At 74.1% G+C, this 26,606-nt stretch carries 24 protein-coding genes; 17 read left to right on the top strand and 7 right to left on the bottom strand.

The window, feature by feature from the left end:
- Positions 1–22 precede the first annotated feature (22 nt).
- Positions 23–895, top strand: coding sequence for an alpha/beta fold hydrolase (locus FL583_RS05505; RefSeq protein ID WP_170323494.1), 873 nt, complete (start codon positions 23–25; stop codon positions 893–895).
- Here FL583_RS05505 and FL583_RS05500 read toward each other — a convergent pair.
- On the bottom strand, positions 873–1,457 hold the full coding sequence (locus FL583_RS05500) for a TetR/AcrR family transcriptional regulator (RefSeq protein WP_142703357.1): 585 nt from the start codon (positions 1,455–1,457) through the stop codon (positions 873–875). The genes FL583_RS05505 and FL583_RS05500 overlap by 23 nt on opposite strands.
- 83 nt (positions 1,458–1,540) lie before the next feature.
- On the opposite strand from FL583_RS05500, the gene FL583_RS05495 reads away from it, so the two are divergent.
- Positions 1,541–2,680, top strand: coding sequence for an acyl-CoA dehydrogenase family protein (locus tag FL583_RS05495; RefSeq protein WP_142703356.1), 1,140 nt, complete (start codon positions 1,541–1,543; stop codon positions 2,678–2,680).
- Between the two features lie 626 nt (positions 2,681–3,306).
- Here the strand turns inward: FL583_RS05495 and FL583_RS05490 are convergent.
- The 4 genes from FL583_RS05490 to FL583_RS05475 form a co-directional block, all read right to left on the bottom strand.
- On the bottom strand, positions 3,307–3,585 hold the full coding sequence (locus FL583_RS05490; protein ID WP_142703355.1) for a DUF2277 domain-containing protein: 279 nt from the start codon (positions 3,583–3,585) through the stop codon (positions 3,307–3,309).
- Positions 3,586–3,695: 110 nt separating this feature from the next.
- Positions 3,696–4,610, bottom strand: a complete 915-nt coding sequence (locus FL583_RS05485) for a DnaJ C-terminal domain-containing protein (RefSeq protein ID WP_142703354.1) — start codon at positions 4,608–4,610, stop codon at positions 3,696–3,698.
- Between the two features lie 60 nt (positions 4,611–4,670).
- The gene (locus FL583_RS05480) at positions 4,671–7,064 is read right to left on the bottom strand and encodes a beta-glucosidase (protein ID WP_142703353.1); all 2,394 of its coding nucleotides are present in this window, start codon (positions 7,062–7,064) and stop codon (positions 4,671–4,673) included.
- Positions 7,061–8,287 (bottom strand): MFS transporter, encoded by a 1,227-nt coding sequence (locus FL583_RS05475; protein ID WP_142703352.1) that lies wholly within the window; start codon positions 8,285–8,287, stop codon positions 7,061–7,063. Before FL583_RS05475 ends, FL583_RS05480 begins: the two co-directional genes overlap by 4 nt.
- 77 nt (positions 8,288–8,364) lie before the next feature.
- On the opposite strand from FL583_RS05475, the gene FL583_RS05470 reads away from it, so the two are divergent.
- The 14 genes from FL583_RS05470 to FL583_RS05405 all read left to right on the top strand — a co-directional run bounded on the left by FL583_RS05470 (position 8,365) and on the right by FL583_RS05405 (position 22,455).
- Positions 8,365–8,955, top strand: coding sequence for a TetR/AcrR family transcriptional regulator (locus tag FL583_RS05470; RefSeq protein WP_205751866.1), 591 nt, complete (start codon positions 8,365–8,367; stop codon positions 8,953–8,955).
- Between the two features lie 226 nt (positions 8,956–9,181).
- Positions 9,182–10,825: a carbamoyltransferase family protein gene (locus FL583_RS05465; RefSeq protein ID WP_142703351.1), complete on the top strand. Its 1,644-nt coding sequence runs from the start codon at positions 9,182–9,184 to the stop codon at positions 10,823–10,825.
- Positions 10,822–11,883 (top strand): glycosyltransferase family 2 protein, encoded by a 1,062-nt coding sequence (locus FL583_RS05460; RefSeq protein WP_142703350.1) that lies wholly within the window; start codon positions 10,822–10,824, stop codon positions 11,881–11,883. The genes FL583_RS05465 and FL583_RS05460 overlap by 4 nt, the downstream gene beginning before the upstream one ends.
- Complete coding sequence (locus tag FL583_RS05455) at positions 11,880–12,530, top strand: D-glycero-alpha-D-manno-heptose-1,7-bisphosphate 7-phosphatase (protein WP_142703349.1); 651 nt, start codon at positions 11,880–11,882, stop codon at positions 12,528–12,530. Before FL583_RS05460 ends, FL583_RS05455 begins: the two co-directional genes overlap by 4 nt.
- Complete coding sequence (locus tag FL583_RS05450) at positions 12,527–13,576, top strand: glycosyltransferase family 9 protein (RefSeq protein ID WP_142703348.1); 1,050 nt, start codon at positions 12,527–12,529, stop codon at positions 13,574–13,576. Before FL583_RS05455 ends, FL583_RS05450 begins: the two co-directional genes overlap by 4 nt.
- Positions 13,573–14,520: a glycosyltransferase gene (locus FL583_RS05445; protein ID WP_142703347.1), complete on the top strand. Its 948-nt coding sequence runs from the start codon at positions 13,573–13,575 to the stop codon at positions 14,518–14,520. Before FL583_RS05450 ends, FL583_RS05445 begins: the two co-directional genes overlap by 4 nt.
- Entirely contained in the window at positions 14,517–15,773 is a 1,257-nt protein-coding gene (locus FL583_RS05440; protein WP_205751865.1) for a glycosyltransferase, read from the top strand. The genes FL583_RS05445 and FL583_RS05440 overlap by 4 nt, the downstream gene beginning before the upstream one ends.
- Positions 15,770–16,378, top strand: a complete 609-nt coding sequence (locus FL583_RS05435; RefSeq protein WP_142703346.1) for a D-sedoheptulose-7-phosphate isomerase — start codon at positions 15,770–15,772, stop codon at positions 16,376–16,378. The genes FL583_RS05440 and FL583_RS05435 overlap by 4 nt, the downstream gene beginning before the upstream one ends.
- Complete coding sequence (gene rfaE2, locus FL583_RS05430; RefSeq protein WP_142703345.1) at positions 16,375–17,760, top strand: D-glycero-beta-D-manno-heptose 1-phosphate adenylyltransferase; 1,386 nt, start codon at positions 16,375–16,377, stop codon at positions 17,758–17,760. Before FL583_RS05435 ends, rfaE2 begins: the two co-directional genes overlap by 4 nt.
- Positions 17,757–18,716 carry a glycosyltransferase family 9 protein gene (locus FL583_RS05425; RefSeq protein WP_142703344.1) on the top strand — a complete coding sequence of 320 codons (960 nt, stop codon included), beginning with the start codon at positions 17,757–17,759 and terminating at the stop codon, positions 18,714–18,716. The genes rfaE2 and FL583_RS05425 overlap by 4 nt, the downstream gene beginning before the upstream one ends.
- Positions 18,713–19,561, top strand: a complete 849-nt coding sequence (locus FL583_RS05420; RefSeq protein WP_142703343.1) for a glycosyltransferase family 2 protein — start codon at positions 18,713–18,715, stop codon at positions 19,559–19,561. The genes FL583_RS05425 and FL583_RS05420 overlap by 4 nt, the downstream gene beginning before the upstream one ends.
- Complete coding sequence (locus tag FL583_RS05415; protein WP_142703342.1) at positions 19,558–20,460, top strand: glycosyltransferase family 2 protein; 903 nt, start codon at positions 19,558–19,560, stop codon at positions 20,458–20,460. The genes FL583_RS05420 and FL583_RS05415 overlap by 4 nt, the downstream gene beginning before the upstream one ends.
- A complete protein-coding gene (locus FL583_RS05410) occupies positions 20,450–21,367 on the top strand; it encodes a polysaccharide pyruvyl transferase family protein (protein ID WP_142703341.1) in 918 nt (305 codons plus the stop codon). Before FL583_RS05415 ends, FL583_RS05410 begins: the two co-directional genes overlap by 11 nt.
- Positions 21,364–22,455: an acetate/propionate family kinase gene (locus tag FL583_RS05405; RefSeq protein ID WP_142703340.1), complete on the top strand. Its 1,092-nt coding sequence runs from the start codon at positions 21,364–21,366 to the stop codon at positions 22,453–22,455. The genes FL583_RS05410 and FL583_RS05405 overlap by 4 nt, the downstream gene beginning before the upstream one ends.
- A gap of 47 nt (positions 22,456–22,502) precedes the next feature.
- On the opposite strand, the gene FL583_RS05400 is transcribed toward FL583_RS05405, so the two are convergent.
- Positions 22,503–24,608, bottom strand: coding sequence for a catalase (locus FL583_RS05400; protein ID WP_142703339.1), 2,106 nt, complete (start codon positions 24,606–24,608; stop codon positions 22,503–22,505).
- Positions 24,609–24,715: 107 nt separating this feature from the next.
- Here FL583_RS05400 and FL583_RS05395 point away from each other — a divergent pair, with 107 nt between their 5' ends.
- Positions 24,716–25,669, top strand: a complete 954-nt coding sequence (locus FL583_RS05395; RefSeq protein WP_142703338.1) for a TIGR03557 family F420-dependent LLM class oxidoreductase — start codon at positions 24,716–24,718, stop codon at positions 25,667–25,669.
- Here the strand turns inward: FL583_RS05395 and FL583_RS05390 are convergent.
- The gene (locus FL583_RS05390; protein ID WP_142703337.1) at positions 25,662–26,549 is read right to left on the bottom strand and encodes an alcohol dehydrogenase catalytic domain-containing protein; all 888 of its coding nucleotides are present in this window, start codon (positions 26,547–26,549) and stop codon (positions 25,662–25,664) included. The two genes, FL583_RS05395 and FL583_RS05390, sit on opposite strands and share 8 nt — an antisense overlap.
- Positions 26,550–26,606: the final 57 nt, after the last annotated feature.

Raw genomic sequence — 26,606 nt, 5'->3', positions numbered from 1 at the left:
CGGAACGGCGACGCTGGACCCCATGAAGATCAACGGCTTCGACTACCAGCGCGTCCCGGTCGCCGACGGCGTGTCCCTGCAGACCGCGGTCGCCGGCACCGGCTCGCCGATCGTGCTGCTCCACGGCTTCCCCGAGACCCACCTGATGTGGCGCCACGTCGCCGCCGACCTGGCCGCCGACCACACGGTCCTGGTCCCCGACCTGCGCGGCTACGGCGACTCCGACAAGCCCGCCGAAGCGTCGGCCGACACCTACTCCAAGCGCACGATGGCCGCCGACGTCGTCGCGCTCGCGAAGGCGTTCGGCCACGACCGCTTCGCGCTCGCCGGCCACGACCGCGGTGCGCTGGTCGCGATCCGGGCCGGCCTCGACCATCCCGACACCGTCACCCACCTGGCCTCTCTCGACGTCCTCCCGACGCTGGAGAGCTGGGACGTGCTCCGGGGCGTGCACGGTGCGGTCGGCTGGCACCTGTACCTGATGGCGCAGCCCGCAGGCCTGCCGGAGAAGATGATCGCCGCGGTCGCCGACGAGTTCTACGGCTCGTTCCTCGACCAGTGGGCCGGCAATTCCGACGCGATCCCGGAAGACGTCCGGGCCGAGTACCTGCGGGCGTCGGCCGCAGCCACGCCGTCGATCGTCGCCGACTACCGCGCCACCGCCGGCATCGACGTCGCCCACGACACCGTCGATCGCGACGCCGGCCACCGCCTGGCGATGCCGGTCACCGTCCTCCAACAGGACTGGGGCGCCGCGCTCGGCTTCGACGCGGAGGGGATCTGGAGCCGGTGGGCCGCCGACCTCGACCACCGGACCACCAGCGCCGGCCATTTCATGGCCGAGGAGGCCCCGGCCGAGGTGGTGAAGGCGATCAGGGAGCTGCTAGCCCGTTAGTGACCAGCGCGGCGAGCTCGGCGTAGGCCTCCGCGTCCGACAGTCCGGTCGCGGCGGCCACCTGGCGCTGCTGGATCCGCACCATCGTCGACGCGACGACGTCGGCGACGAAGCCGGTGTGCGTCGCGCGGAACGCGCCCGCGGCCACGCCCTCGTCGATGAACTCGCGGATCCGGCGGGCGGCGGCCCGGGTGTTCCGCTCGTAGATCTCGGCGGCCGGCGGGAACGACGCGACGTCGTCGAGGATCGCCGCCGACGCCGGCCGCAGCGCGACCGCGACCGCCTGGAGGTAGACGGTGATCCGGGCGGCCGGGTCGGGCTCGCGCGCGACCGCGTCCTCCACGGCCGCGGTCGCACCCCGGAAGAAGTGCACGACCGCGGTGCGGACCAGCTGTTCCTTGCTCCCGGCGATCGAGTACAGCGTGCGTTTCGAGCAGTGCAGCCGGGCGGCCAGGTCGTCGAGCGTGAACGACGCGAACCCCTCCGCGAGCAGCAGCGCGACGAGCGCGTCGAGCAGCTCGGTGCGGCGGGCCACGCCACGCCGGACGGGTGCTGAGGTCATGGGGCGCCATTCTGCCACCGCGTCGCATCGGCTATTCATCGTGGTTCTGTAGTACCGTTAGCGGTACCTATAGAAGGAGCCACATGGCCGTCGACCGCCTACTCCCCTCGTCCGAGGCCGCGGATCTGCTCGACCTGACCCGCGCCATCGCCGACAAGGAGCTGGCCCCGAGAGTCGACGCCCACGAGAAGGCCGAGACCTACCCCGAGGGCCTGTTCGACATGCTCGGCGCGGCCGGGCTGCTCGGCCTGCCCTACCCGGAGGAGTTCGGCGGCGGTGGGCAGCCGTACGAGGTGTACCTGCAGGTTCTGGAGGAGCTGGCGGCCCGCTGGGCGGCGGTCGCGGTGGCGACCAGCGTGCACGGCCTGTCGTGCTATCCGGTCGCCATGTTCGGCACGCGTGCGCAGCAGGAGCGCTGGCTGCCGGACATGCTGGCCGGCGAGCTGATCGGCGGCTACAGCCTGTCGGAGCCCCAGGCCGGCTCGGACGCGGCCGCGCTCACCTGCCGCGCCGACCGCGACGGGGACGGCTACCGCATCACCGGCACCAAGGCCTGGATCACCCACGGCGGCAAGGCCTCGTACTACGCGCTGTTCGTGCGCGCGGCCGGCGGCATCTCGTGCTTCCTCGCCCCGGGTTCGGTCGACGGCCTCACGTTCGGGCCGCCCGAGCAGAAGATGGGCCTGAACGCGGTGCCGACCACTGCTGCCTACTGGGACGGAGCCTTCCTCGACGGCGACCGGCTGATCGGCCGCGAGGGCCAGGGTCTGCAGATCGCGTTCAGCGCGCTGGACTCCGGGCGCCTCGGCATCGCCGCGTGCGCGACCGGCCTGGCCCAGGCCGCGCTCGACGCCGCCGTCGGCTACGCCAACGAGCGCACGGCCTTCGGCCGCAAGATCGTCGATCACCAGGGCCTGGGGTTCCTGCTCGCCGACATGGCCGCCGCCGTCGATTCGGCTCGGGCCACCTATGTGGACGCTGCCCGCCGGCGCGATGCGGGCCGGCCGTACAGTCGCCAGGCCAGCGTCGCGAAGTTGATCGCCACGGACGCCGCGATGAAGGTCACGACGGACGCGGTTCAGGTGCTCGGGGGGTACGGGTATACGCGTGATTTTCCGGTCGAGCGGTATATGCGGGAGGCGAAGATCATGCAGATCTTCGAGGGCACGAACCAGATCCAGCGCCTGGTGATCAGCCGCACTTTCGCGACCACGCCGGCCTGAGGCCCGCCTCGTAACTCGGTTGGGGCGGCGGTGGCGAGGCCCGGTCCGAGGTCAAACGGCCGCGGCGAGGTTGTACTGCCCGCTGAGCGCGGGTGGTTGCCGGGCGCGGTGGCCGCCCAGTACGGGCGGCCACCGGGCGTGGGTCGCCAGCCTGGGCGGTGACCCCAGCATCGGCGGTGACCCCAGCCTGGGCGGTGGCCGGTCCGGCGCGGTCGCCTTCTAGGCGTAGCGCACTCGGGCCACACGTGGGCCGCCCCGCGCGGGACCCAGCTCACGCGGAACGATCGCGCCCGGGGCCCGCCGTGCGTGGGGCCTGCCATGTGCCCCACCCATGCGTGGCGACCCGCCGAGCGCAGGGGTGGAGGCCTGAGACGCACTGGTTACCGCAGGTCGGCAGCATCCGCGACCCGCGGAGGAGGTCGAAACGGCGTCTAGGCGCCGCCGAGAGACCCGGGGGCCGGCAACCTCCGCACACGCGGCCCACAGTCCAGCGACCACGGCCCAGCGGCCACGGATCCGATCATGCCGGGCGCCACTTCACGCAGCCTCAGGCCCCAGCGAGTTACCCGCGCGCATCGCGAAGGGCTCACGGCGTGGCCGACGACACGACCGGCCAACGAACAGGGTCAGCCCTCGAACGGGGCCAGGCCCAGGCGAGCCCGCACCTGCGGGCGGCGCAGCGGCGGCACCGTCGTCGGCTCGCCGCGCCGCTCGGGTAGCTCGCCCAGCAGGTCGCGCATGATGTGCGCGATCTGGTGCACGGCGTCGTCGATCTTCGGCGCCACCGACGGGTTCGGCTTCCCGATCCCGGTGACCTTCCGGACGAACTGGGCCGCGGCCGCGGTGATCTCGTCGTCGGTCGCGGGCGGCTGGAGGCCCCGCAGCTCGGTGATGTTTCGGCACATGCTTTCCGAAGCTACAGGCCCCCGCCCGCCCGGCCGAGCCTCCCGCCCACCCGAGCCTCCGCCCACCCGAGCCTCCGCCCGCCCGAGCCTCCGCCCACCCCAAGAAACCGTCAGGCGGCCTCGCCCTCGGCGTCGGCCGACTCCAGGCCGGCCAGCTCCTCCCAGAGCGCCCGCTGCCTACCGGTCAGACGCTGCGGAACGACGATCTTCACCTCGGCGTACAGGTCACCGGCGGCACCCCGCGAATTAGGCAGCCCCCGGCCACGCAGCCGCAGCCGACGTCCCGACGACGAACCGGCCGGTACCTTCACGTCCACATTCCCGGCGAGCGTCTCCACGGTGGCCTTCGCGCCGAGGGTCGCGTCCCAGGGCGTCACCGGGAGTTCGACCGTGAGGTCGCGGCCGTCGACGCGGTAGCGGCGGTGCGGGGCGAGCCGCACGCGGAGGTACAGGTCACCGCGGGGCGCGCCCTCGCCGTAGCCCTCGCCACCCTGACCGGCCAGCCGGATCCGCTGGCCGTCCAGCACACCGGCCGGGATGTTGACGTCGATCGTGCGGAGGCCCTCAGCGGACTGCATCGTCAGGCTGCGACGCCCGCCGGAGTACGCGTCCTCGATCGGGAGCTCGATCTCGGCCTCGATGTCGGAGCCGGGCATCGGACCCCGGCTGAAGAAGCCGGACCCGCCCCCGAACAGCCCGCCGAGCAGGTCCTCGAAGCTCGCCCCGTCCCCCGAAAACCCGTGAGCGCGCGCACCAGCAGAAGGGTCGTAGTCCGACGGCACCTTGCGCCAGTCGTCACCGAACTGCGGCGAGAACTTGTCGTAGCGCTCGCGAGCCTCCGGGTCGCTCAGGACCTCGTTGGCCTCGTTCACGCGCTTGAACGTGTCCTCGGCGTCCGGATCGGAGTTCACATCCGGGTGATACTTCCGGGCCAGCTTGCGGTAGGCGCGCTGGATGTCCTCCTGGCTCGCCGTCCGCTCGACGCCCAGCACGTCGTAGTAGTCGCTGCTCGTAGTGGTGGCCACCTTCCGCTCCCTGCCACAGTGCCGATTGGTCCACCCGCTTCGACGCCGCAGCGCCCCGATTCATTCCCCGGACTTGAGCCCAGGCCACTCAACTTCGAGCGGCGTGTCGACGACCGAGCGGCCGACGTGCAGGGTGAAGCTGCCCTCTTCCCGCGCCCAGCCTCCGGCGTCCCAGTGTTCGAAGGCCCGGGCCGGCAGCGACACCTCGACCGTCACCGTCTCGCCCGGACCGGCGGACGCGACGGCGAAGCCGGCCAGCCAGCGCACCGGCCGGTCCACCGCGCTGCCGGGGCGGGACGCGTACACCTGGACGACCTCCCGGCCGGCCCGCGGGCCGGTGTTCCGGACCTGCACCGACACGCCGTCACCAGCTACCGAGACGGTCTCGTACGACCACGTGGTGTACCCGAGCCCGTGCCCGAACCACCAGGCCGGCGAGGCGCCCGACCGGAGCCACCCGCGGTGCCCGACGTGGATCGACTCCGCGTAGGTCAGCCCGCCGTCGACCGGCCGGGTCGAGTACACCGGCACGTCGGTCTCGGCCGCCGGCCAGGTCGTGGGCAGCCGGCCCCCGGGCTCGGCCACGCCGAGCAGGACGTCGGCCAGCGCGTGGCCGGCCTCCATCCCGGGGAACCAGGTCAGCAGCACAGCCGGCGCCGAAGGCAGCACGACCGGCGCCCCCGAGTTGACCACCACGACCGTCCGCGGGTTGGCCGCCAGCACCCGGCGCACCAGCTCGTCCTGCCGCCCGGGCAACGCCAGGTTCGCGCGGTCGTAGCCCTCGCTCTCGACCTCCTCGTTCGTCCCGACCGCGACGACGACCGCATCAGCGGAGGCCGCCAGCGACTCGGCGTACGACAGCTCGTCGTCTTCGGTCCGGCGGGGCGCGGCGGCGACCAGCCTCAGCATCGCGCCCGGGAACGTGTTGCCCGGCGGCAGCGAGTGGGTGAGCACCACGTCGACGGTCTGGCCGGCGGCCAGTCGCACGGCCGTCACCGCCTGGCCCGGGTTCATCATCGCCTCGACCAGGTCCGGCCCCGGCGGGTCGATGACCTGGTCGAGCACGTCGTGCCCGTCGACGGTCAGCCGGAACGGCCCGACGCCGGCCGCCCCGAGCGCGTGCTCTCCGGCCACCGCCGCGGTGAACCGGGCCGAGAGCTCGATCGCGGTCACCTGGGCCGCGTCGGCCCCCGCGAAGCTGCCCAGGTAGGTCAGGCGGCCGCTCTCCCGGTGCTCCTCGGCCAGCACGGCCCCGGACGCGGACAGGAACCGAACCCGCAGGCCCGGCGTGCCGTCGGCCGGGTCGACGATCTGCTCCAGCGGCACCGGGTCGAGCTTCTCGGACGGGAAGCATCCCTCGGCCGACACGATCTCCACGGAATCGCCGAGCGCGGCCGCCAGCCCGGCCAGCGGCGTCACCGTATACGTCGGACTGACCGAGGCGGAGCCACCGCCCATCGTCCGCGCGTGCAGGGCGTTCGGACCGATGACGGCGAGCCGGCGGACCGGCGGCAGCGGCAGCAGGCCGTCGTTGCGGACCAGCACCATCCCGCGGGCCGCGGCCTCGCGGGAGAGCGCCGCGATCTCGACGGCCGGGGCCGGCGGGATCGCCGAGCCAGCGGACCCGGCGAGCGCTCCGACCCGCGAGGCCAGCCGCAGCAGCCGCTCCACCTTGTCGTCGATGACGGCCTCCGGCACCTCGCCCGCCCGCACGGCCGCGACCAGGGCCGCGCCCCACGGGCTGTCGGGCCCGGGCATGGCCAGGTCGAGGGCCGCGTTCGCGGCCGCCACGGTCGAGCGGGTCGCGAACCAGTCCGACATGACGACGCCGTCGAAGCCCCACTCCTCCTGCAGGATCGACCGCAGCAGCGGGCTCTCGGTCATCGTGACGCCCGCGACCTGGTTGTACGCGGCCATCACGGCCCAGACGCCCTCGCGCACGATCCGCTCGAACGGCGCCAGGTACACCTCGCGCAGCGCGCGGTCGTCGACGGTCACGTCGACCGACATCCGATCGGTCTCGCTGTCGTTCGCGACGAAGTGCTTCACGGTCGCGCCGACGCCACCCGACTGCACGCCACGCACGTAGGCCGCGCCGAGCTCGGCCGAGAGCAGCGGGTCCTCGGAGAACGCCTCGAAGTGCCGGCCGCCGAGCGGCGAGCGGTGCAGGTTGACGGTCGGCGCGAGCAGCACGTCGACGTTCTTCCGCCGGGCCTCGGCGGCGAGCAGTCGCCCGAGCCGCTCCACCAGCGCCCGGTCCCAGGAGGCCGCGAGCGCCGTCGGCGACGGAATGTTCGCCGACCGATCACGTTCGTCCCAATTGTTCCCACGTACTCCGGCCGGGCCGTCGGACACGACGATCTTGCGCAGCCCGATCGCCGGTTCGGCGTAGAGCGACCAGAAGTCCTCGCCGGTCAGCAGCCGGACCTTCTGCTCCAGGGTCAGATCCTTCATGCCACACTCCGAACTCTCGTCACGAGCAGCGCGCCGACGATTCCGACGACGGCTCCGGCGGCGAACAGCAGCGGGTAACCGCCGATCGCCAGGAACACCGGCGCGATCGCCGGGGCCAGGGACTGGGGAAGCGCGTTGGCGATGTTGATGATGCCGAGGTCCTTGCCGGTGTCGTCCGTGCTCGGCAGCACCTGCGTGACCAGCGCCAGGTCGACCGCGTAGAAGCACCCGGTGCCGATGCCGAAGATCACGAACCCGACGACGACCTGCGAGAACGTCCCGGCGAAGGCCACCACGAGCAGACCGGCCATCGCGACGACGGCGGCGACCATCACGAACGGCTTCCGCCGTCCGATCCGGTCGGAGAGCAGGCCCCCGACGACGCTGGTCACGACCGTCAGGATCGTCAGGACGACGGTGGCGAGCGCGACCTTGCCGGGGACGTCGTCCTTCGGGATGCCGATCTCGTCGGTGAGGAAGTACGGCAGGTAGGTGACGCCGGTGGCGGTCGCGAACATGAACGCGAACCGGGTCAGCCAGGTCCAGGCGAAGTCGGGGTGGCGGCGCGGGTCGAACACGAACGTGCCGAGCAGCTGCCGTAATCCGAGGGCCGTGGCCGGGCGGGTCGCCAGCACGCGGTCGCGCAGCACCGCGGCGAAGACCCCGATCAAAACCAGCGCGATGGCCGCCGGCACCAGGAACCGGGCCAGGTCACCGGAGAAGACCGCCGCGGTCACCGCGCCGGCCACGATCGCCACCTGCAGGGCGATCCCGGCCAGGCCGCTGACCGCGCCCCGGCGCGCGTCCGGCACCTGGTCCGGCAGCGTCGCGGTCAGCGCGGCGAGCGCGCCGTTGTACGACACCTGCGTGATGCACCAGCCGACGCCGATGAGCGGGACGTCTTCCGCGGTGGCGACGAGCACCAGACCGGCCGTACCGAGGAGCGTGCCGCCGATCAGCCACGGGCGGCGCATGCCGAAGCGGGAGGCGGTGCGATCGGAGAGCCGGCCCGCGATCGGGTTGCTGATCATCGCCAGCAACGCCCCGACGCCGAGCACCAGGCCGAGATCGCGCTCTTTGCTGCCGGGCGCCACCGCCTCGACCTTCAGCGCGAGCGTCACCACGACCGGCGTCAGCAGCGCCACGTAGAGCCCGAACCCGGCGAGCGGCATCGTCGCGACGAACACGCCCAGCGGGGTCCTGCGCTCGACGGCCTGGGTCATGGACCGCTCCTCTGCGGTTTCTCGGCCGGGGGTCGAAAACCGACTGGCCGATAGGTTTTCATCTTAGGGTGTGTGGTGTGACAAAGCCACGCGGCAGCTATACCAAGGGGCGGGCCAAGCGTGCGGAGATCCTGCACGAAGCGATGGCCGTGTTCGCCGAGTCCGGCTACCGCGGCGGCTCGCTGAAGGAGATCGCCGACCGGGTCGGGCTGAGCCAGGCCGGGCTGCTGCACCACTTTTCGTCCAAAGAGCACCTACTGGCCGAGGTGATCGCGCTCCGTGACGCGTCGGACCAGGCCAGGCGTTTTGCGGAGTCGACGCCGTCGGGCCGGGACGCGCTGGCCGGCCTGGCCGAGCAGGTCCGCCACAACACGACGGTGCCGGGGCTCGTTCAGCTGTACGTGACGCTGTCGGGCGAGGCGGTGGCGGAGGGTCATCCTGCGCACACGTCGTTCGTGGAGCGGTACCGGGCGCTTCGTCGGTATCTGGGGGTGGCGGTGGCCGAGGGGCAGCGGGCCGGGGACGTCGATCCGGCCCTCGATCCGGCGGTGATCGCTACCGCGCTGATCGCGCTGATGGACGGTTTGCAGATCCAGTGGCTACTCGACCCGGCCGCCGTCGACATGCCCACGGTCGTCGAGTCCTACCTGAAGTCCCTCGGCCCCTAACGGGCCTACCGGGGCCGTCGCGCGCTCACTGGTAGTAAGAGCATCCGCACGCAGGTAAGTGCATCCGCAGGCCTGACAGTTCAATTGCTGCACCCGACGTTTAACGCTCGCACCAGGGGTATCTGCCTCGGTGCGGATGGGGCCGCCGGGCTCTCGAGTGAGCCGTTCCGGCCGGCAAACGACTCCCCCGCGACTACCGAACGCTGCCGCTGGAAGGGAGCCGCCGATGCGTGTGCTCGGCATCAACGCGCTGTTCCACGATCCCTCCGCGTGCCTCGTGGTGGACGGAAAGGTCGTGGCCGCAGCTGAAGAAGAGCGATTCTCCCGGCGCAAGCACGGCAAGCGTCCGCTGCCGTTCTCGGCCTGGGAGCTGCCCGAGAAAGCGGCCGCCTGGTGCCTCGCGCAGGCCGGCCTCCGTCCGCAGGACATCGACTACGTGGGGTACTCGTACGACCCCGCACTGTCGGAGCCGGCCGAGGACCTCGGACTGAACGACCCCTGGGACCACCTTCGACAGAGATACGCCCGAGAAGCTCCGGGCTTCCTGGCCGAGGCCCTGCCCGGCCTCGACCCGGCCAAGGTCAAGTTCGTCCGCCACCACGTCGCCCACGCCGCCTCGGCCGCGTACGCGGCTCCGGACTCCGCGACCGGCTCCGTGCTGGTGCTCGACGGCCGCGGCGAGGCGACGTCCCACCTCGCCGGACGCCGGGTCGGCAACGAACTGCACACGCTCGCCTCGCAGCGGCTCCCGCACTCGCTCGGTCTGTTCTACGAGGACCTCACCGCCCACCTCGGTTTCCTCCGCTCGTCGGACGAGTTCAAGGTGATGGCGCTGGCCTCCTACGGGTCGCCACGGATGGCCGACGAACTACGCAAGCGGGTGTACTCCACCCAGGACGGCGGCTTCCACGCCACCGGCATCGACTGGACCGAGTTCGCCCCGATCCGCGGCGAGAACGAGGCCTGGACCCAGGAGCACGCCGACATCGCCGCCTCCGCCCAGCTGGTGCTCGAGGACGTCCTGCTCGACCTGGCCCGCTGGCTGCACGGCCAGACCGGCGACTCGCTGCTCACGATGGCCGGCGGCACCGCGCTGAACTGCGTCGCGAACTCCCGGATCGTCCGCGAAGGGCCGTTCGACCGGGTCTGGGTGCAGCCGGCCGCGGGCGACGCGGGCACCGCGCTGGGCGCCGCGGTCTTCCTGTCGGCCCTCAACGGGATCGATCCCGAACCGCTGTCCGGCGCCGACCTCGGCCGCGGCTGGCCCGACGCCGAGATCGAGGCCTGGCTGAAGACCGCCGCCGTCCCCTACGAGCGGCCCGACGACGTGGCCGAGACGGTCGCCGAGGCGCTGGCCGACAACCAGGTCGTCGCGTGGTTCCAGGGCCGGTCCGAGTTCGGTCCGCGCGCGCTCGGCCATCGGTCGCTGATGGCCCACCCCGGTCACTCCGGCAACCTCGAGCGGCTCAACGACGTCAAGGGCCGGGAGCAGTTCCGGCCGGTCGCGCCGATGGTGCTGGCCGACCGGGCCCCCGACATCTTCACCGGCGGCCCGTTCCCCAGCCCGTACATGCTGTTCGTCCACGACACCAAGCCGGAGTGGAAGGACCGCATCCCGGCCGTCGTGCACGTCGACGGCACCGCACGGATCCAGACCGTGGACCCGGCGACCGAACCCCGGGTGGCGGCGATGCTGCGCGGGTTCGAACGCCGGACCGGGCTGCCGGTCGTCGTCAACACCAGCCTGAACACGGCCGGTCGCCCGATGGTCGACGACGTCCGGGACGCGCTGGAGTGCTTCGGCTCGGCCCCGGTGGACCTGCTCGCGCTCGGCCCGTTCGTGGTCCGGCGGGGCCGGATGTTCGCATGACCTACTCGGTGGTGATCCCGACCGTCGGCCGTGCGTCGCTGGCCGACTGTCTGCGGGCTCTCGCCGAGAGCGCCGGTCCGGCTCCGGCCGAGGTCGTCGTGGTGGACGACCGGCCGCTGACCGACTGCGGGCCGCTCGGCGTCGGCCTCGACCGGGTCGACCGGGTCGTCTACAGCTGCGGGAACGGGCCGGCCGCGGCCCGGAACGCGGGCTGGCGGGCGACGACGACGCCGTGGGTCGTGTTCCTGGACGACGACGTCGTGCCGTCGCGGACCTGGGCCGCCGACCTCGCTCGCGACCTGGACGAAGCCGATCCGGCGACGGCCGCGGTGCAGGGGCGGATCACGGTGCCGCTGCCGGCCGGTCGCCGGCCGACCGACTTCGAGCGGAACACCGCCGGGCTCGAGACCTCCCGGTGGATCACCGCGGACATCGCCTACCGCCGGTCGGCGCTGGCCGCCGTCAGCGGCTTCGACGAGCGCTTCCCCCGCGCGTTCCGCGAGGACGCGGACCTCGCGCTGCGGGTCGCCGACGCCGGGTGGGGCCTGACCGTGGGACGGCGGGTCACCGTCCATCCGGTCCGGACGGCCGGCCCGCTCGTGTCGGTCTCCGCTCAAGCCGGCAATGCGGACGACGTCCTGATGCGACGGTTGCACGGGGCAGACTGGGCCGAGCGGGCCGAGGCGCCGCGCGGGCGGATCACGCGGCACGCGGTGATCGCCGCGGCCGGGGCGGCGGCGGTGGGGCTGGCGGTGTCCGGCCGGCGGCGGGCGGCGCTGGCCGCAGCGGGCGCCTGGGCGGTGGGCACGGCCGAGTTCGCGGCCGCCCGGATCGCGCCCGGCCCGCGCAGCCGGTCCGAGGTGCTCACGATGCTCGCGACCAGCGCGGTGATCCCGTTCGCGGCGGTCGGCCACCGGCTCCGCGGCGAGTGGCGCCACCGCCGAGCGACGCCCTGGCCGCCCCCGGCCGCTGCGGGCGCCGCCGCTCCCGGCGGAAGCGTGGACACTTCGGCGGCCCCGAGCCGGTCGGACGTTCCACACTCGGCGGTGGCGCGGTGAGGCACGTCCCGGCTCGCTCCGCGTTCGCGCCCGACGCGTGGGTGTACGTGGACCCGGCGCGACCCCGACCCCGGGACAGCGGCTCCGGGCTGCCCCGGGCGGTGCTGTTCGACCGGGACGGCACGCTGACCGAGGACGACCCGCCCTACAACGGCGACCCGGACAACGTCGTGCTCCGCCCGGGCGCCAAAGAGGCGGTGCTGCTCCTGCGGGCCCGCCGCATCGCGGTCGGCGTCGTCAGCAATCAGTCGGGCGTCGGCCGCGGCCTGCTCACCCGGGCCCAGGTCGAGTCCGTCGCCGACCGCATCCAGCACCTCCTCGACGACCCCCTCGACGTCTGGACGTTCTGCCCGCACACCCCGGGCGAGGGCTGCGCCTGCCGCAAACCCGAGCCGGGGATGGTGCTCGCCGGCACCGAGGCGCTCGGCGTCGATCCGGCCGACACGGTCGTGATCGGCGACATCGGCGCGGACCTCGGCGCCGCGGCCGCCGCGGGAGCCGGCGGCATCCTGGTCCCGACCCCGGTGACCAGGGCCGAGGAGATCGCCGCCGCCCCGGGCACGGCCCCGGACCTGTTCAGCGCCGTCTCGCACCTGCTCCGCCCGGGCCCGCGGTCGCTCCCGCTGGCCCGCGAGGTCTCCCGATGAGGACGCTGATCGCCCGGCTCGACAGCGCCGGTGATGTGCTGCTCGCCGGGCCCACGGTCCGGGCCGCGGCCGCGTCCTCGGCCTGGGTGACGCTGCTGTGCGGCCCGCAGGGAGCGGCCGCGGCCCGCCTGCTGCCCGGCGTCGACGACGTGATCGTCTGGGACGCGCCCTGGGTCGGCCTCGAGCCGCCGCCGGTCCGCGCCGACGACATCGCCGCGATCACCGCGTCGCTGGCCGACCGGCGCCTCGACCGCGCGCTGATCCTGACCAGCTTCCACCAGAGCCCGCTGCCGACCGCGCTGCTGCTGCGCCTGGCCGGCGTCGGCTGGATCGGCGCCGACAGCGTCGACTACCCGGGCTCGCTGCTCGACCTGCGTCACCAGCGGGGCGACGACCGCCACGAGGCCGACGCGGCCCTCGACCTGGCCCGCGCGGCCGGCTTCGCGCTCCCGTCCAACGACGACGGCCGCCTCGCGATCACGGCGCCCCCGAACGTCACCGGCCTGACCGGCCCCGAGCCTTACGTCGTCGTCCATCCGGGAGCCGCGGTTCCGGCCCGGGCGCCCGGCTTCGGGACCGCGGTGGAGATCACGACCGCGCTGCTGCAGGCCGGCCACCGCGTCGTCCTCACCGGCGGGCCCGGCGAGACCGCGCTGACCTCGTCGGTCGCCTACCGCACGGGCGCGCTCGACCTCGGCGGACGCACCGACCTGCACGGCCTGGCCGGCATCCTCGCCGGAGCCGACGCGGTCGTCGTCGGCAACACCGGCCCGGCGCACCTGGCCGCGGCCGTCGGCACCCCGGTCGTCTCATTGTTCGCGCCGGTCGTCCCGGCCCAGCGCTGGGCGCCCTACCGCGTCCCGTCGGTGGTGCTCGGCGACCAGCGGGCGGCCTGCCGGGACACCCGTGCCCGGACCTGCCCGATCCCCGGCCATCCCTGCCTCACCTCGATCCGCGGCGAGGACGTCCTGGCCGCGGTCGACGGACTCATCCCCCGGGTCAAGAAGCGGCCCGCTCCTCAGAACACCCGGGAGGTGACCGCGTGAACATCCTGCTCTGGCACGTACACGGAGCCTGGACGACGGCTTTCGTCCACGGCCCGCACCGCTACCTGATACCGATGACGCCGGACCGTGGGCCGGACGGCCTGGGACGTGCGCGCACGTACGACTGGCCGGCCACCGCCGTCGAGCTGACCCCGCAGCAGCTGCGCGAGGCCGAGATCGACGTCGTGATCGTCCAGCGCCCGCACGAGATCGCGCTGGCCCGCGAGTGGACCGGTCGCGACCTCCCGGCGATCTACCTGGAGCACAACGCCCCGGGCACCGACGGCGCCGGCACCGGGTCGGTGCCCGACACGCGTCACCCGATGGCGGACGCCGGCCTGCCGATCGTCCACGTGACGCACTTCAACCGGTTGTTCTGGGACAACGGCGGGAGCCGGACCGCGGTGATCGAGCACGGGATCCCGGACCCCGGCCACCGGTACACGGGCACCGTCGAACGGGCCGCGGTCGTCATCAACGACCCGGTCCGGCGGGGCCGGACGACCGGGACCGACCTGCTGCCGCGGCTGTCGGCCGCGGCCCCGCTGGACGTCTTCGGCATGCGCGCCGATCAGCTCCGGCTGACCGGCGTGCGGACGTTCGACCTGGCCCAGGCCGACCTGCACGACGCGATGGCGGCCCGCCGTTGCTACCTGCACCCGATCCGGTGGACGTCGCTGGGCCTGTCGTTGCTGGAGGCGATGCACCTGGGGATGCCGGTGGTCGCGCTGGCCACGACCGAGGTGTACCGCGCGGTTCCGGACGGCGCCGGGGTGATCTCGACCGACCCGGACGAGCTGGCCGCGGCCGCCCGCCGCTACCTCGACGACCCGGACCTGGCCGCCGCCCACGGCACCGCGGCCCGGCAGGCCGCGCTCGAGCGGTACGGACTCAAACGATTCCTCGACGACTGGGACGTGCTCCTGGAGGAGGTGGTCGCGTGAGGATCTCCCTGGTCTCCGAACACGCGAGCCCGCTGGCCGTCCTCGGTGAGGTCGACGCAGGCGGGCAGAACGTCCACGTGGCCAGCCTGGCCGTCGCGCTGGCCGAGCGCGGCCACCAGGTGACCGTCCACACCCGCCGGGACGACCCGGCGCTGCCCGAGACGATGCCGTTCGCGCCGGGCGTCACCGTGCACCACGTGACCGCGGGCCCGGCGTCGGTGATCCCGAAGGACGACCTGCTGCCGTACATGCCGACGTTCGGCGCCGAGCTGGCACGGTTCTGGCGGACGTCCGAGCCGGACGTCGTGCACGCGCACTTCTGGATGTCGGGGCTGGCCGCGCTGGCCGGGGCGCGGGACTTCCCCGGGCTGCCGGTCGTGCAGACGTTCCACGCGCTGGGCAGCGTCAAGCGGCGCCACCAGGGCGACGACGACACCAGCCCGCCCGACCGGGTCGAGTACGAGACGACGATCGGGCACAGCGTCGCCACGACGATCGCGACCTGCACCGACGAGGTGCGCGAGCTGCGCGCGCTCGGGATCCCGGCCGGCCGGCTGCAGGTCGTGCCGTGCGGGGTGGACGTCACCGCGTTCGCCCCGGCCGGGCCGGTCGAGCCGCGGTCCGGGCGGCCGCGGCTGCTGCAGGTCGGCCGGCTGGTCCGGCGCAAGGGCGCCGACGTCGCCCTGCGCGCGCTGACGTCGATCCCCGACGCCGAGCTGGTGCTGGCCGGTGGTCCGCCCGCCGACCGGCTGGACGCCGACCCCGAGGCGCAGCGGCTGCGGGCGCTGGCCGCGTCGCTGGGGCTGGCCGACCGGTTCGTGCTGCTCGGCGGCGTCGAGCGGAGCCGGATGCCGGCCCTGTTCCGCAGCGCCGACCTGGTGCTCTGCCCGCCGCACTACGAGCCGTTCGGCATCGTCCCGCTGGAGGCCATGGCCTGCGCGCGGCCGGTCGTGGCCAGCGCCGTCGGCGGGCACCTCGACACGGTCGCCGAGGGCCGCACCGGCCGCCTGGTGCCGCCGGGCGACCCGGACGCGCTGGCCGGCGCCGTGACCGCGCTGCTGGCCGACCCGGCCGGCCGGAGCGCGTTCGGCGCGGCCGGACGTCGCCGGGCCGAGGCCCACTACGGCTGGGACCGCGTCGCCGCGGCGACCGAAGCCGCCTACCGGGGCGTGTGCGCGCCCCCCGTCCCCCGTCGCATCTCGGCGGTCCGGCGCAGCCGGTCGGCCGCCACCGCCACAGGAGCAACCCGATGACCTCTCAACTCGACCGGGTGGGCACGAGCGCCGCCGCGGACCACTGTCTCGCGCTGGAGCAGACGCTGGCCCGGCTGCGCCGGACCCAGATCCCGCTGCTGACGGGCTGGGGCGAGACGCTCGCGGCCCGGCTGCCGTCCGGGTCGCGGTTGCTCGCGGCCGGCAACGGCGGCAGCGCCGCGCAGGCCCAGCACCTGACCGCCGAGTTGGTCGGCCGCTACCGCGACGACCGGCCCGCGTACTCGGCGATCGCGCTGCACGCGGAGACGTCGACGCTGACCGCGATCGGCAACGACTACGGGTTCGAGGAGCTGTTCGCCCGGCAGGTCGCCGCGCACGGCCGGCCCGGTGACGTCCTGGTCGCGATGTCGACGTCGGGCAGCAGCCGCAACCTGCTGCGCGCGGTCGAGGTGGCCAGGGACCTCGGGATCACGGTGTGGGCGATGACCGGGCCGCAGCCCAACCCGCTCGCGGCCGCGGCCGACTCGGCGCTGTGCGTCGACGCCGACGCGACCGCGACCGTGCAGGAGGCGCACCTGGTCGCGCTGCATCTGATGTGTGCGGCGTTCGACGAGGCGCTGCTCGGCCGCAGGCTCTCGGCATGACCGCTCCGCTGGTCGTGGTCGGCGACGCGCTGCTCGACCGGGACGTGACCGGGACCGCGACGCGGCTGGCACCGGACGCTCCGGTGCCGGTAGTCGACGTGTCCGGGTCGCGGGACCGGCCGGGCGGTGCGGCGCTGGCCGCGTGCCTGGCCGCGGAGCGGACCCATCGCGAGGTCGTGCTGGTCACCGCGATCGGGTCGGGGCCCGACGCCGACGCGCTGCGGGAGTTGCTGGCCGGGCGGGTGCGGCTGGTCGAGCTGCCGCTGCGGGGCACGGTGCCGGTGAAGACGCGCGTGCTGGCCGGTGGGCGTCCGGTGGTGCGGCTGGATCGCGGGGACGGGGTTCCGCTGCCCTATCCGGACGCCGGAGTGGGGGCGCTGCTCTCGCGGGCGGCCGGGGTGCTGGTGGCCGACTACGGGCGGGGTGTGGCCGACGCGGTGCGTCCGGAGCTGGCCGCGGTGGCGTCCCGGGTGCTGTGGGATCCGCATCCGCGGGGGTCGGCGCCGGTGGCGGGGGTGCGGCTGGCTACGCCGAACGCCTCGGAGGCCGGGGGGCGGTCGGCGTCTTCGCTGGCCGAATCGTGGGGTGCTTCGTCGGTGGTGATCACGATGGGTGCCCGGGGGGCGATGCTGAGCCGCGGGACCGCGTCGCCGATGCTGGTGCCCGCGCCGTTCGAGGCGTCGGGTGATCCGTGCGGAGCCGGGGACTGTTTCGCCGCTACCGCGGCGGCCGCGCTCGCCGACGGGGCGCTGCCCGAGGAGGCGGTGGCGCGCGCGGTGGCGTCGGCCACGGCTTTCGTGGACGCCGGAGGCGCGTTCGCCTGGCCCGGCCGGGGCGCCGGTGCGCCGCGCAGCGGCGCGGGCGGGGCCGGAGCACGCGGCGGCGTGAGCGGGGCCGGAGCCCGCGGCGGCGCGGGCGGGGCGGGTATCGGGCTGGCGGAGGCCGTTGGGCTGGCGGAGGCCGTGCGGGCCGAGGGCGGGACCGTGGTGGCTACCGGGGGGTGCTTCGATCTCGTGCACGCGGGGCACGTCGGGTTGCTGGAGGCGGCCCGGCGAGCCGGGGACTGCCTGATCGTGCTGCTCAACTCGGACGCCTCGGTGACCCGGCTGAAGGGCGCCGGGCGGCCGCTGAACACCGCCGCCGACCGGGCCGCCGTCCTCTCCGGGCTGGCCGCCGTCGACGCGGTCGTCGTGTTCGACGAGGACACCCCCGAGCAGGTGCTGAACGAGCTGCGCCCGGACCGCTGGGTCAAGGGCGGCGACTACACGGTGGACGCGCTGCCCGAGGCCGCGGCCGTGCGGTCCTGGGGCGGCGAGGCCGTCGTGCTGCCCTATCTGGACGGACGGTCGACGACCGGGCTGCTGGAACGGGCCCGGGGATGACGGCCAGGGTACTGGTGCTGCGGGCGCTCGGACTGGGCGACCTGCTCACCGCGGTGCCGGCCCTGCGGGGCCTGCGCCGAGCGCTGCCCGACGCCGAGATCGTGCTGGCCGCGCCGGACCGCTTCGCGGCGGTCGCGCTGGCCTCCGGTGCGGTCGACCGGGTGCTGCCGACGACCGCGCCGGGCCGGTCGGTGCCGCCGGTGCTGCCCTGGGACGGGCCGGCGCCGGACGTCGCGGTGGATCTGCACGGCAACGGGCTGCCGAGCAGGCAGGTGCTGCGGGCGCTCTCGCCGGGCGCGGTGCTGGGCTGGGCGCTGCCCGGGTTCGACGGGCCGATGTGGCGCGAGGACGAGCACGAGCGCGTGCGCTGGTGCCGGATGCTGGAGTGGTACGGGGTCGAGTGCGACCCGCTCGACCTGCGGATCGGCGAACCAGCCGGGAACGGCCCGGTCGTGCTCCATCCGGGCGCCGACGCCGGGTCCCGCCGCTGGCCGCCCGACCGGTTCGCCGCCGTGGCCCGCGAGCTCGCGCGGGCGCACGTCCCGGTCGTGATCACCGCCGGCCGGGGCGAGCGCGCCCTGGCCGAGTCCGTCGCGGCCGACGCCGGCCTCCCCGCGGACGCGGTCCTGGGTGGTACCGGTGACCTGGGGTTCTCCGATCTCGTCCGGCTGATCGGCGCGGCCCGGGCCGTCGTCGTCGGGGACACCGGGATCGCTCACCTCGCGACCGCGCTGGGCACGCCCTCGGTCGTGCTGTTCGGCCCGGTCTCCCCCGCGCTCTGGGGTCCTCCGCCCGACGTCCGGCACCGGATCCTGTGGCGCCCCGACGACCCGTCCGACCTGCGTCCCGGCGACGCCCACGGAGCCGCCCCCGACGCGCGGCTGCTCCGCGTCCAGAAGGAGGACGTGCTGACCGAGCTCGAGAACCTCGGGGTACTGGCCGGAGCCGTCCGATGACCGGAACCGGGATCGTCATGATCACCCGCGACCGGCGGGAGCGGACCCTCGCCACCCTGGAGCAGCTGGTCGCGCTGCCGGAGCAGCCACCGGTCGTGGTCGTGGACAACGGGTCGCGGGACGGGACCGCGGACGCGGTCGCGGCCCGCCACCCGGACGTGCGGGTGATCCGATCGGCGCGCAACCACGGCGCGGCCGCCCGGACGATCGGCGCGCGGGCCCTCGACACCGAGTTCGTGGCGTTCAGCGACGACGACTCCTGGTGGGCCCCGGGGGCGATCCGCACCGGCGAGCGGCTGCTCCGCGAGCACCCGCGGCTCGGGCTGGTCGCGGCTCGGACCCTGGTCGGCCCGGACGAGACCGAGGACCCGCTGAACGCCGTGCTGGCGGACTCCCCGCTCGGCACCGCCGCCGACCTCCCCGGGCCGTCGGTGCTCGGGTTCCTGGCCTGCGCGAGCATCGTGCGCCGGTCGGCGTTCCTGGAGGCCGGCGGGTTCTCCCCGGTGCTGCACTTCGGCTCCGAAGAGACGCTGCTGGCGATCGACCTGGCCACCGCCGGGTGGGGCGTCGCCTACTGTCCGGAGGTGGTCGCGCACCACCATCCGGCCGACGGCGGACGGCCCGGCCGGGTCGCCCAGCTGCGCCGCAACGCGCTGCTCACGACCTGGCTGCGCCGGCCCTGGCCGGTGATCGCGGCCGACACCGCTGCGCTGGCCCGCTCCGCCCGTGACGACGCGATCGCCCGCCGGGCGCTCGTCGCCGCGCTCTCCAAGTTTCCCGACGCGATGCGCCACCGGAGGCGCCTGCCGGGCCGCGTCGAGAAGGACCTCGAAAGGATTTCATGAACGACGGACGGGTGACGGTCGCCGTCATCACGCACAACCGGCGCGACGAGCTGCTGCACACGCTCGACCGGCTGGCCGCGCTTCCGGAGCGGCCGCCGGTGATCGTGGTCGACAACGCGTCCACCGACGGAACCGCGGCGGCCGTCGCGTCGTCCTTTCCCGACGTGCGGCTGCTCGAGCCCGGGCGGAATCTCGGGGCGACGGGTCGGAACCTGGCCGCCCGCGAGGCGGCGACGCCGTACCTGGCGTTCTGCGACGACGACACCTGGTGGGAGCCGTCGTCGCTGGCTCGGGCGGCCGACCTGCTGGACGCGCATCCGCTGGTCGCGGCCGTGACCGCGCGGATCCTGGTGCACGCCGACGGCGCCGTGTTCGAGGACCCGATCGTGCCCGAGCTGCGCGATTCGCCGGTGCCGCGGCCGCCGTGGCTGCCCGGCCCGGCGCTCGGATCGTTCCTGGCCGGGGCCACCGTGATGCGGCTGGAGCCGTTCCGGGACGCCGGCGGGTTCTCGCCCCGGCTCTGGCTCGGGGGCGAGGAGGAGCTGCTGGCCGTCGACCTGGTGGCGGCCGGGTGGTGGCTGGTCTACGCGTCCGAGCTGACCGTGCACCACCGTCCGTCGCCCGCGCGGGACGCGACGCTGCGCCGCCGGCACGGGATCCGGAACACGCTCTGGTTCACCTGGCTGCGGCGTCCGCTCGGGCGGGCGGTGCGCCGGAGCGCGTTCCTGGCCTCGACCGTCCCCCGCGACCGGACCTCGCTGCTGGCGTTCGCCGACGCGGCGGCCGGCCTGCCGTGGGTGCTGCGCGAGCGGCGCCCGGCGCCGCCGTGGGTCGAACGCGGTCTGCGGGCCCTGGAGGCCCCGCAGCGCGAGTCCGGAGCGCGGTCCTATGTGGGCTGACCGGGTACTGGTCACCGGGTGGTACAGCTTCCTGCACGGCGAGGCGACGGCCGGGGACGTGCTGGCCGGCGACGCGGTCACCGCGACGCTGGACGCGGCCGGGATCCCGTACGACGTGGCCTGGTCGCCGGGGTTCCGGGCTGACGGTCTGCACCTGGAGGACGCCGACCCGGACGAGTACCACACGGTCGTTTTCGCGTGCGGGCCGCTGCACAGCAACGCACCGGGGTCGGGCATCCCGAGCCCGCTGCTCGACCTGCACGCCCGGTTCACGCGCTGCCGGAGGATCGCGGTCGGCGTCTCGGTGCTCGACGCGACCGACCCGGCGGTGACCGGCTTCGACGTGGTCCTGCCCCGCGACGGCGCCGGATCGGACCCGCAACCGGATCTGGCCCTCGCAGCCCCGGAGCCGGACGCCGTACCGGTGGTCGGTGTGATCCTCACCGACGGTCAGCACGAGTACGGCGTCCGGCGCCGGCACGGCTCGGTGGCGTCGGCCCTCACCGGCTGGCTGCACGGCCTGGACGTGGCCCGGGTCCCGCTCGACACCCGCCTCGACGCCCACGACTGGCGCCTGTTCGCGACCCCCGGCCAGCTGCGGTCGGTGCTCAGCCGTCTTGACGTGGTGGTGACGACCCGCCTGCACGGGCTGGTGCTCGGCCTGCAGGCCGGCGTCCCGGTGCTGGCGGTCGACCCGGTCGACGGCGGCGCGAAGGTCACCGCCCAGGCCCGGGCCCTGGACTGGCCCGCCGTCCTGGACGCCGACCGGCTCGACGAGCTGCCGGAGTGGTGGGACTGGTGCCGATCCCCGGCCGCCCACCACCGCGCGGCCGCCTACCGCTCCGGCCGCCCGGACGGCCTCACCAGGGGATTGATCGAAGCCCTCGGGGTACTGCCGCAGGTATGACACGGGTTCTGGCGGTCACCGCCGGGTCGCACAGCGTCGGGGTCGCGCTCCTGGAGCCGGGGGACGACCCGGACGCCATGACCGAGCTGGCGGCCGAGACGCTCGACCTCGAGCCCGGCTCTCCGGACGCCGCCGACGCGTTCGGGGCGTTCGTCGCGGATCTGCCGGCCGCGCCGGACGCGGTGGGGCACCGGCTCGTGCACGGCGGCGGGCTCGTCGCGGTGCCGACGGTCGTGGACGACGCGCTGGTCGCGGCGCTGCACGAGGTCGCCGACCTGGCGCCGCAGCACGATCCGCCGGCGCTGGCGCTGCTGGCCGCGGCCCGCACCGCGCTGCCCGACGTCCCGCACTACGTGTGCCCGGACACCGCGTTCCACGCCACGCTCCCGCCGGCCGCGGCGATGCTGCCGCTGCCCGCGGAATGGCGCGGCCGCTGGAACCTGCACCGCTACGGGTTCCACGGGCTGTCGTACGCGTGGTCGTCCCGCCGGGCCGCGGTGCTGCTCGGCAATCCGTCGCCGAACCTGGTGATCGCCCACCTGGGCGGCGGGGCGTCGGTCTGCGCGGTCGCCGGCGGGATGAGCGTCGACACGACGATGGGGATGACACCGTTGGACGGGATCCCGATGTCGCGCCGCTCCGGCGCGGTCGACCCGGGCTTGCTGCTCTGGCTGCTCGACGGCCGGCTGTCGGTCGACGACCTCGCCGACGGGCTGCAGAAGAGGTCCGGGCTGCTCGGGATGTCGGGCGGGATCTCCGGCGACACCCGCGAGCTGGTGGCCTCGAGCGACCCGGCCGCGGCCGCCGCGCTGGACGCCTACGCGCACGCGGTGCGGCGGGCCGTCGGCGCGATGGCGGCGTCGCTGCCGCACCTGGACGCGCTGGTGTTCACCGGGGAGATCGGCTGGGACCAGCCCGAGGTCCGTGCGGCGGTCTGTTCCGAGCTGGCCGTCCTCGGGATCCAGCCGGTCACCGGCGGCAACCGGGACGACGACGGCCCGATCTCCGAGCCCTCCGCCGACGTTCCGGTCCTGGTCGTCCGGGTCCGCGAAGAACACCAGCTGGCCCTGGAAGTCACGAGAGCCTAGCCTCCCGGGGGCGGCACCTGGCCGCGCCGCCCCCGGGAAGAACCAACTCAGGCCGGCGGAACCTGCGACGCCATCACCGAGTCGGCGCGCTCCCACACCCGGTGCAGGCCGAGCGCGGCCACGAACGACGTCGCGAACTCCTCGTCCGGCGAGTCGCCGAGCAGGACGCCCGGCCCGCTGATGCCGGCCCCGGCCAGCACCTTCGCTCCGTCGCCCCAGGCGCCGATCGCCTTGAGGTGCCGGAACGCCTCGAGCAGCATGATCTGCGCCTTGATGTCACCGGCGTCCGGCGACTCGGCGACGCCGGCCGCGATCACCAGCGCGTCGAACTCGATCGACCGCGCGGTCACGAACGTCCGCTCGACGACCTGCTTGTTCTTGCCCTTGCCGAGGATCCCGCCCTGCGGCGCGATCACCCGCAGCACGGCTCCGGCCTCCTCGAGCGGCTTGCGCAGCTTCTCGATCCCGGCCAGGTCGGCGCCCGGCCCGGCGACCACGCCGACGATCCGCCCGGTGATCGGCCCCGGCGCGGCGACGATCTGCGACAGCGTCGGCGAGACGTCGCCGTGCGTCACCGGCTTGTCCGACGGCGCGGGCAGGCCGAGCCCGGCCGCCACCGTCTCGCACAGCGCGGTGTCGATCCGGGCCAGCACGGTCAGGTAGCGCTCCTTGATCGCCTGCTCGTAGCACTTGCCGAGCTCGAACGTGAACGCCTCGGCGATGTGCACCTGCTCGACCGCGGTCAGCGAGTGGTAGAACAGCGCCGGCTGGCTGAAGTGGTCGTCGAACGAGACCGGGTTCTGCCGAACCTTCGGCCCGTCGACCAGAACCGGCACCTCGACGTAGCCGTCGGTCGTGAAGGGGCCGCCGCCGTCGATCGTGTTCGGCAGGTACGGGGCCAGGCCGGTGTGCACCGCGGTCTGGTGCATGCCGTCCCGCAGGTTGTCGTTGACCTCGGTGTGCGGCCGGTTGATCGGCAGCTGCGAGAAGTTCGGCCCGCCCAGCCGGGTCAGCTGGGTGTCCACGTAGGAGAACAGCCGGCCCTGCAGCAGCGGGTCGTTCGTGACGTGGATGCCCGGCACCAGGTTGCCCAGGTGGAACGCGACCTGCTCGGTCTCGGCGAAGTAGTTCGTCGGGTTCCGGTCGAGGGTCAGCTTGCCGACGAGCTGCACCGGCGCCAGCTCTTCGGGGACGATCTTCGTCGGGTCGAGCAGGTCGATGCCCTCGAACGTCTCCTCGCCCGAGTCCGGGAACAGCTGCAGGCCCAGCTCGTACTCCAGCGGCGCACCGGCCTCGATCGAGTCGGCCATGTCACGCCGGTGGAAGTCAGGGTCGACCCCGGCCGCGATCTGGGCTTCCTCCCAGACCAGCGAGTGCACCCCGGCGATCGGCTTCCAGTGGAACTTCACCAGCACGGTCTCCCCGGAACCGTTCTCCAGCCGGAACGTGTGGACGCCGAAGCCCTCCATCGTCCGGTAGGAGCGCGGGATGCCCCGGTCGGACATGTTCCAGAACACGTGGTGGGTGGCCTCGGTGTGCAGGCCGACGAAGTCCCAGAACGTGTCGTGGGCCGACTGGGCCTGCGGGATCTCGCGGTCCGGGTGCGGCTTGCCCGCGTGGATGACGTCGGGGAACTTGATCGCGTCCTGGATGAAGAACACCGGGATGTTGTTGCCGACGAGGTCGAAGTTTCCCTCGTCGGTGTAGAACTTCACGGCGAACCCGCGCGTGTCCCGCACCGTGTCCGCGGACCCGCGGGAGCCGAGGACGGTCGAGAAACGGACGAAGACGTCGGTCTCCTTGCCCTTCTGGGACAGGAACCCGGCCTTCGTGGCCGAGGCCGCGTTGCCGTAGGCGACGAACGTGCCGTGGGCGGCCGCACCGCGGGCGTGGACGACCCGCTCGGGGATGCGCTCGTGGTCGAAGTGGGTGATCTTTTCGCGCAGGTGGTGATCCTCGAGCAGCGACGGGCCGCGCGGCCCGGCCTTCAGCGAGTGATCGGTGTCGGAGAGCCGGAGACCCTGAGCCGTCGTGAGGTGGTCACCCGCCTGAGCGCGGGGATCGCCACCGAGCAGACCTTCGCGTTCGGACCGCCCGGTCGGGCTGACCTTCTTCGGGGCGGCCTGGTCGGGCTGGCGTTTCGCAGGGGGCATGGAGGAGCTCCTGGACAGCGTCGATGAGGCGGACCGCGTCCGTGTGCCCGGGGAAACCCGCTTCAAACCGCCCGTTTTCCCAGCTCGGTTCCGGGCATCCCGGCCACATGGTGAGCATCGGATACTTCCTGTCCTGCGAGGAGTTCGGCCCGCGCGAGCTCGTCGACCAAGCGCGCAAGGCCGAGCAGGCCGGGTTCACCCGGCTGTGGATCTCCGATCACTTCCACCCCTGGAACGGCGAGCAGGGCAACAGCCCGTTCGTCTGGTCGGTGATCGGCGCGCTGTCCGAGGCCGTCTCGCTGCCGGTCACCACGGCCGTCACCTGCCCGACCGTGCGGATCCACCCGGCGATCATCGCCCAGGCCGCGGCCACGGCCGCCGTGCAACTGCAGGGCCGTTTCGTGCTCGGCGTCGGCTCGGGCGAGGCTCTCAACGAACACATCCTGGGGGACGCGTGGCCGCCGGCCGGAGTGCGCCAGGAAATGCTCGAGGAGGCGGTCGCGCTCATTCGTGAACTCCACGGCGGGAAGATCGTCACCCACCACGGTGAGCACTACGTCGTCGAGAACGCCCGGATCTACACGCTGCCCGAGCAGCCGGTGCCGATCTACGTCTCGGCGTTCGGCGAGCAGGCCGCGACGCTGGCCGCGGAGATCGGCGACGGGTTCTGCACCACCCAGCCCGACGCTGACCTGGTGAAGGCCTACCGGGAAGCCGGGGGCAAGGGACCGACGCAGGGCGGGATGAAGGTCTGTTACGCGGCCGACCGGGCGTCGGCGGTGAAGACCGTGCACCGGCTGTGGCCGAACGAGCAGCTGCCGGGCCAGCTGGCCCAGGAGCTGCCCACGCCGTTGCTGTTCGAGCAGGCGTCGGAGCTGATCACCGAGGACATCATCGACTCGTCGCCGCTGCCGTTGGGGCCCGATCTGGACCAGCACGCGCAGTCCGTGCAGCAGTACGTCGACGCGGGCTTCGACGAGGTCTACGTGCAGCAGATCGGCGCCGACCAGGACGCGTTCTTCGCGGCCTGGAGCAAGGACGTCCTGCCCCGGTTCAGCTGACCAGGACCACCTTCTCGCGCAGGCGGCCGCTCTCCAGCTCGGTGTGGGCGGCCGCCGCGTCGTCGCGCGGGAACTCGCGCTGGGCCCGGAGACGCAGGGTCTTCGCGGCCAGCAGCGGGAGCGTCACGTCGAGGGCGTCCGGGGCGCGGTCGGGCGTCGGCGCGGAGAACCGGACCCCGGACGTGTGGTCGGCCAGCGTGATCGCCCGGTCCGGGCTCTTGATCAGCGCCAGCGCGTCGGTGAGCCCGTGGCCGGCGGCGTCCAGGACGACGTCGACCGGGGTCTTCACCTGGGCGGCGAGCGGCCGGTCGTAGCGGACCGGCTGCGCGCCGACGTCGGAGATCAGCTGTTCGTCGCGGGCGCCGACGACGGCGAGGACGCGGGCGCCGGCCGCCACCGCGAGCTGGGTCGCGATCAGCCCGACCGACCCACCGCCGCCGAGGACGAGGACCGTGTCGCCGGCCGTCACCCCGGTCTGGCGCAGGGTGCCGACGGCCGCCTCGGCCGAGGCGGGCAGCGCGGCCGCGTCGGCCCAGCCGACCGCGTCGGGCTTGACGGCCCAGGTCGCAGCCAGCGCGTAGTCGCCGTAGCCGCCGAGCCCGGGCAGGAACGCGGCCACCGGGTCGCCCGCTTCGACGCCGGTGACGCCCGGCCCGAGCGCGTCCACGACGCCGGCCGCCTCGAACCCGAGCACGGCCGGGAGCGTCAGCGGGAAGGCCTGCTGCAGGTGGCCGGCGCGGATGTCGAGGTCGGTCGGCCCGACCCCGGCCGCTCGGACCCGGATCCGGATCTGCCCCGGGCCCGGCTCCGGCATCTCGACGTCGGCCGGGCGCAGGACGTCGGGGGCGCCGTACGCGGACAGGACCACAGCTCTGGACATGCCCGCGAAGATACGCGCTGTCGCGCGCGAGCCGTCGCCGGAGGACCGGCGGGCGGC

Source organism: Cryptosporangium phraense (assembly GCF_006912135.1).
In the GTDB taxonomy this organism is placed as follows: domain Bacteria; phylum Actinomycetota; class Actinomycetes; order Mycobacteriales; family Cryptosporangiaceae; genus Cryptosporangium; species Cryptosporangium phraense.
Note: the sequence above shows the minus strand (reverse complement) of the source record. Positions and strands in the feature narration are given on the sequence as shown.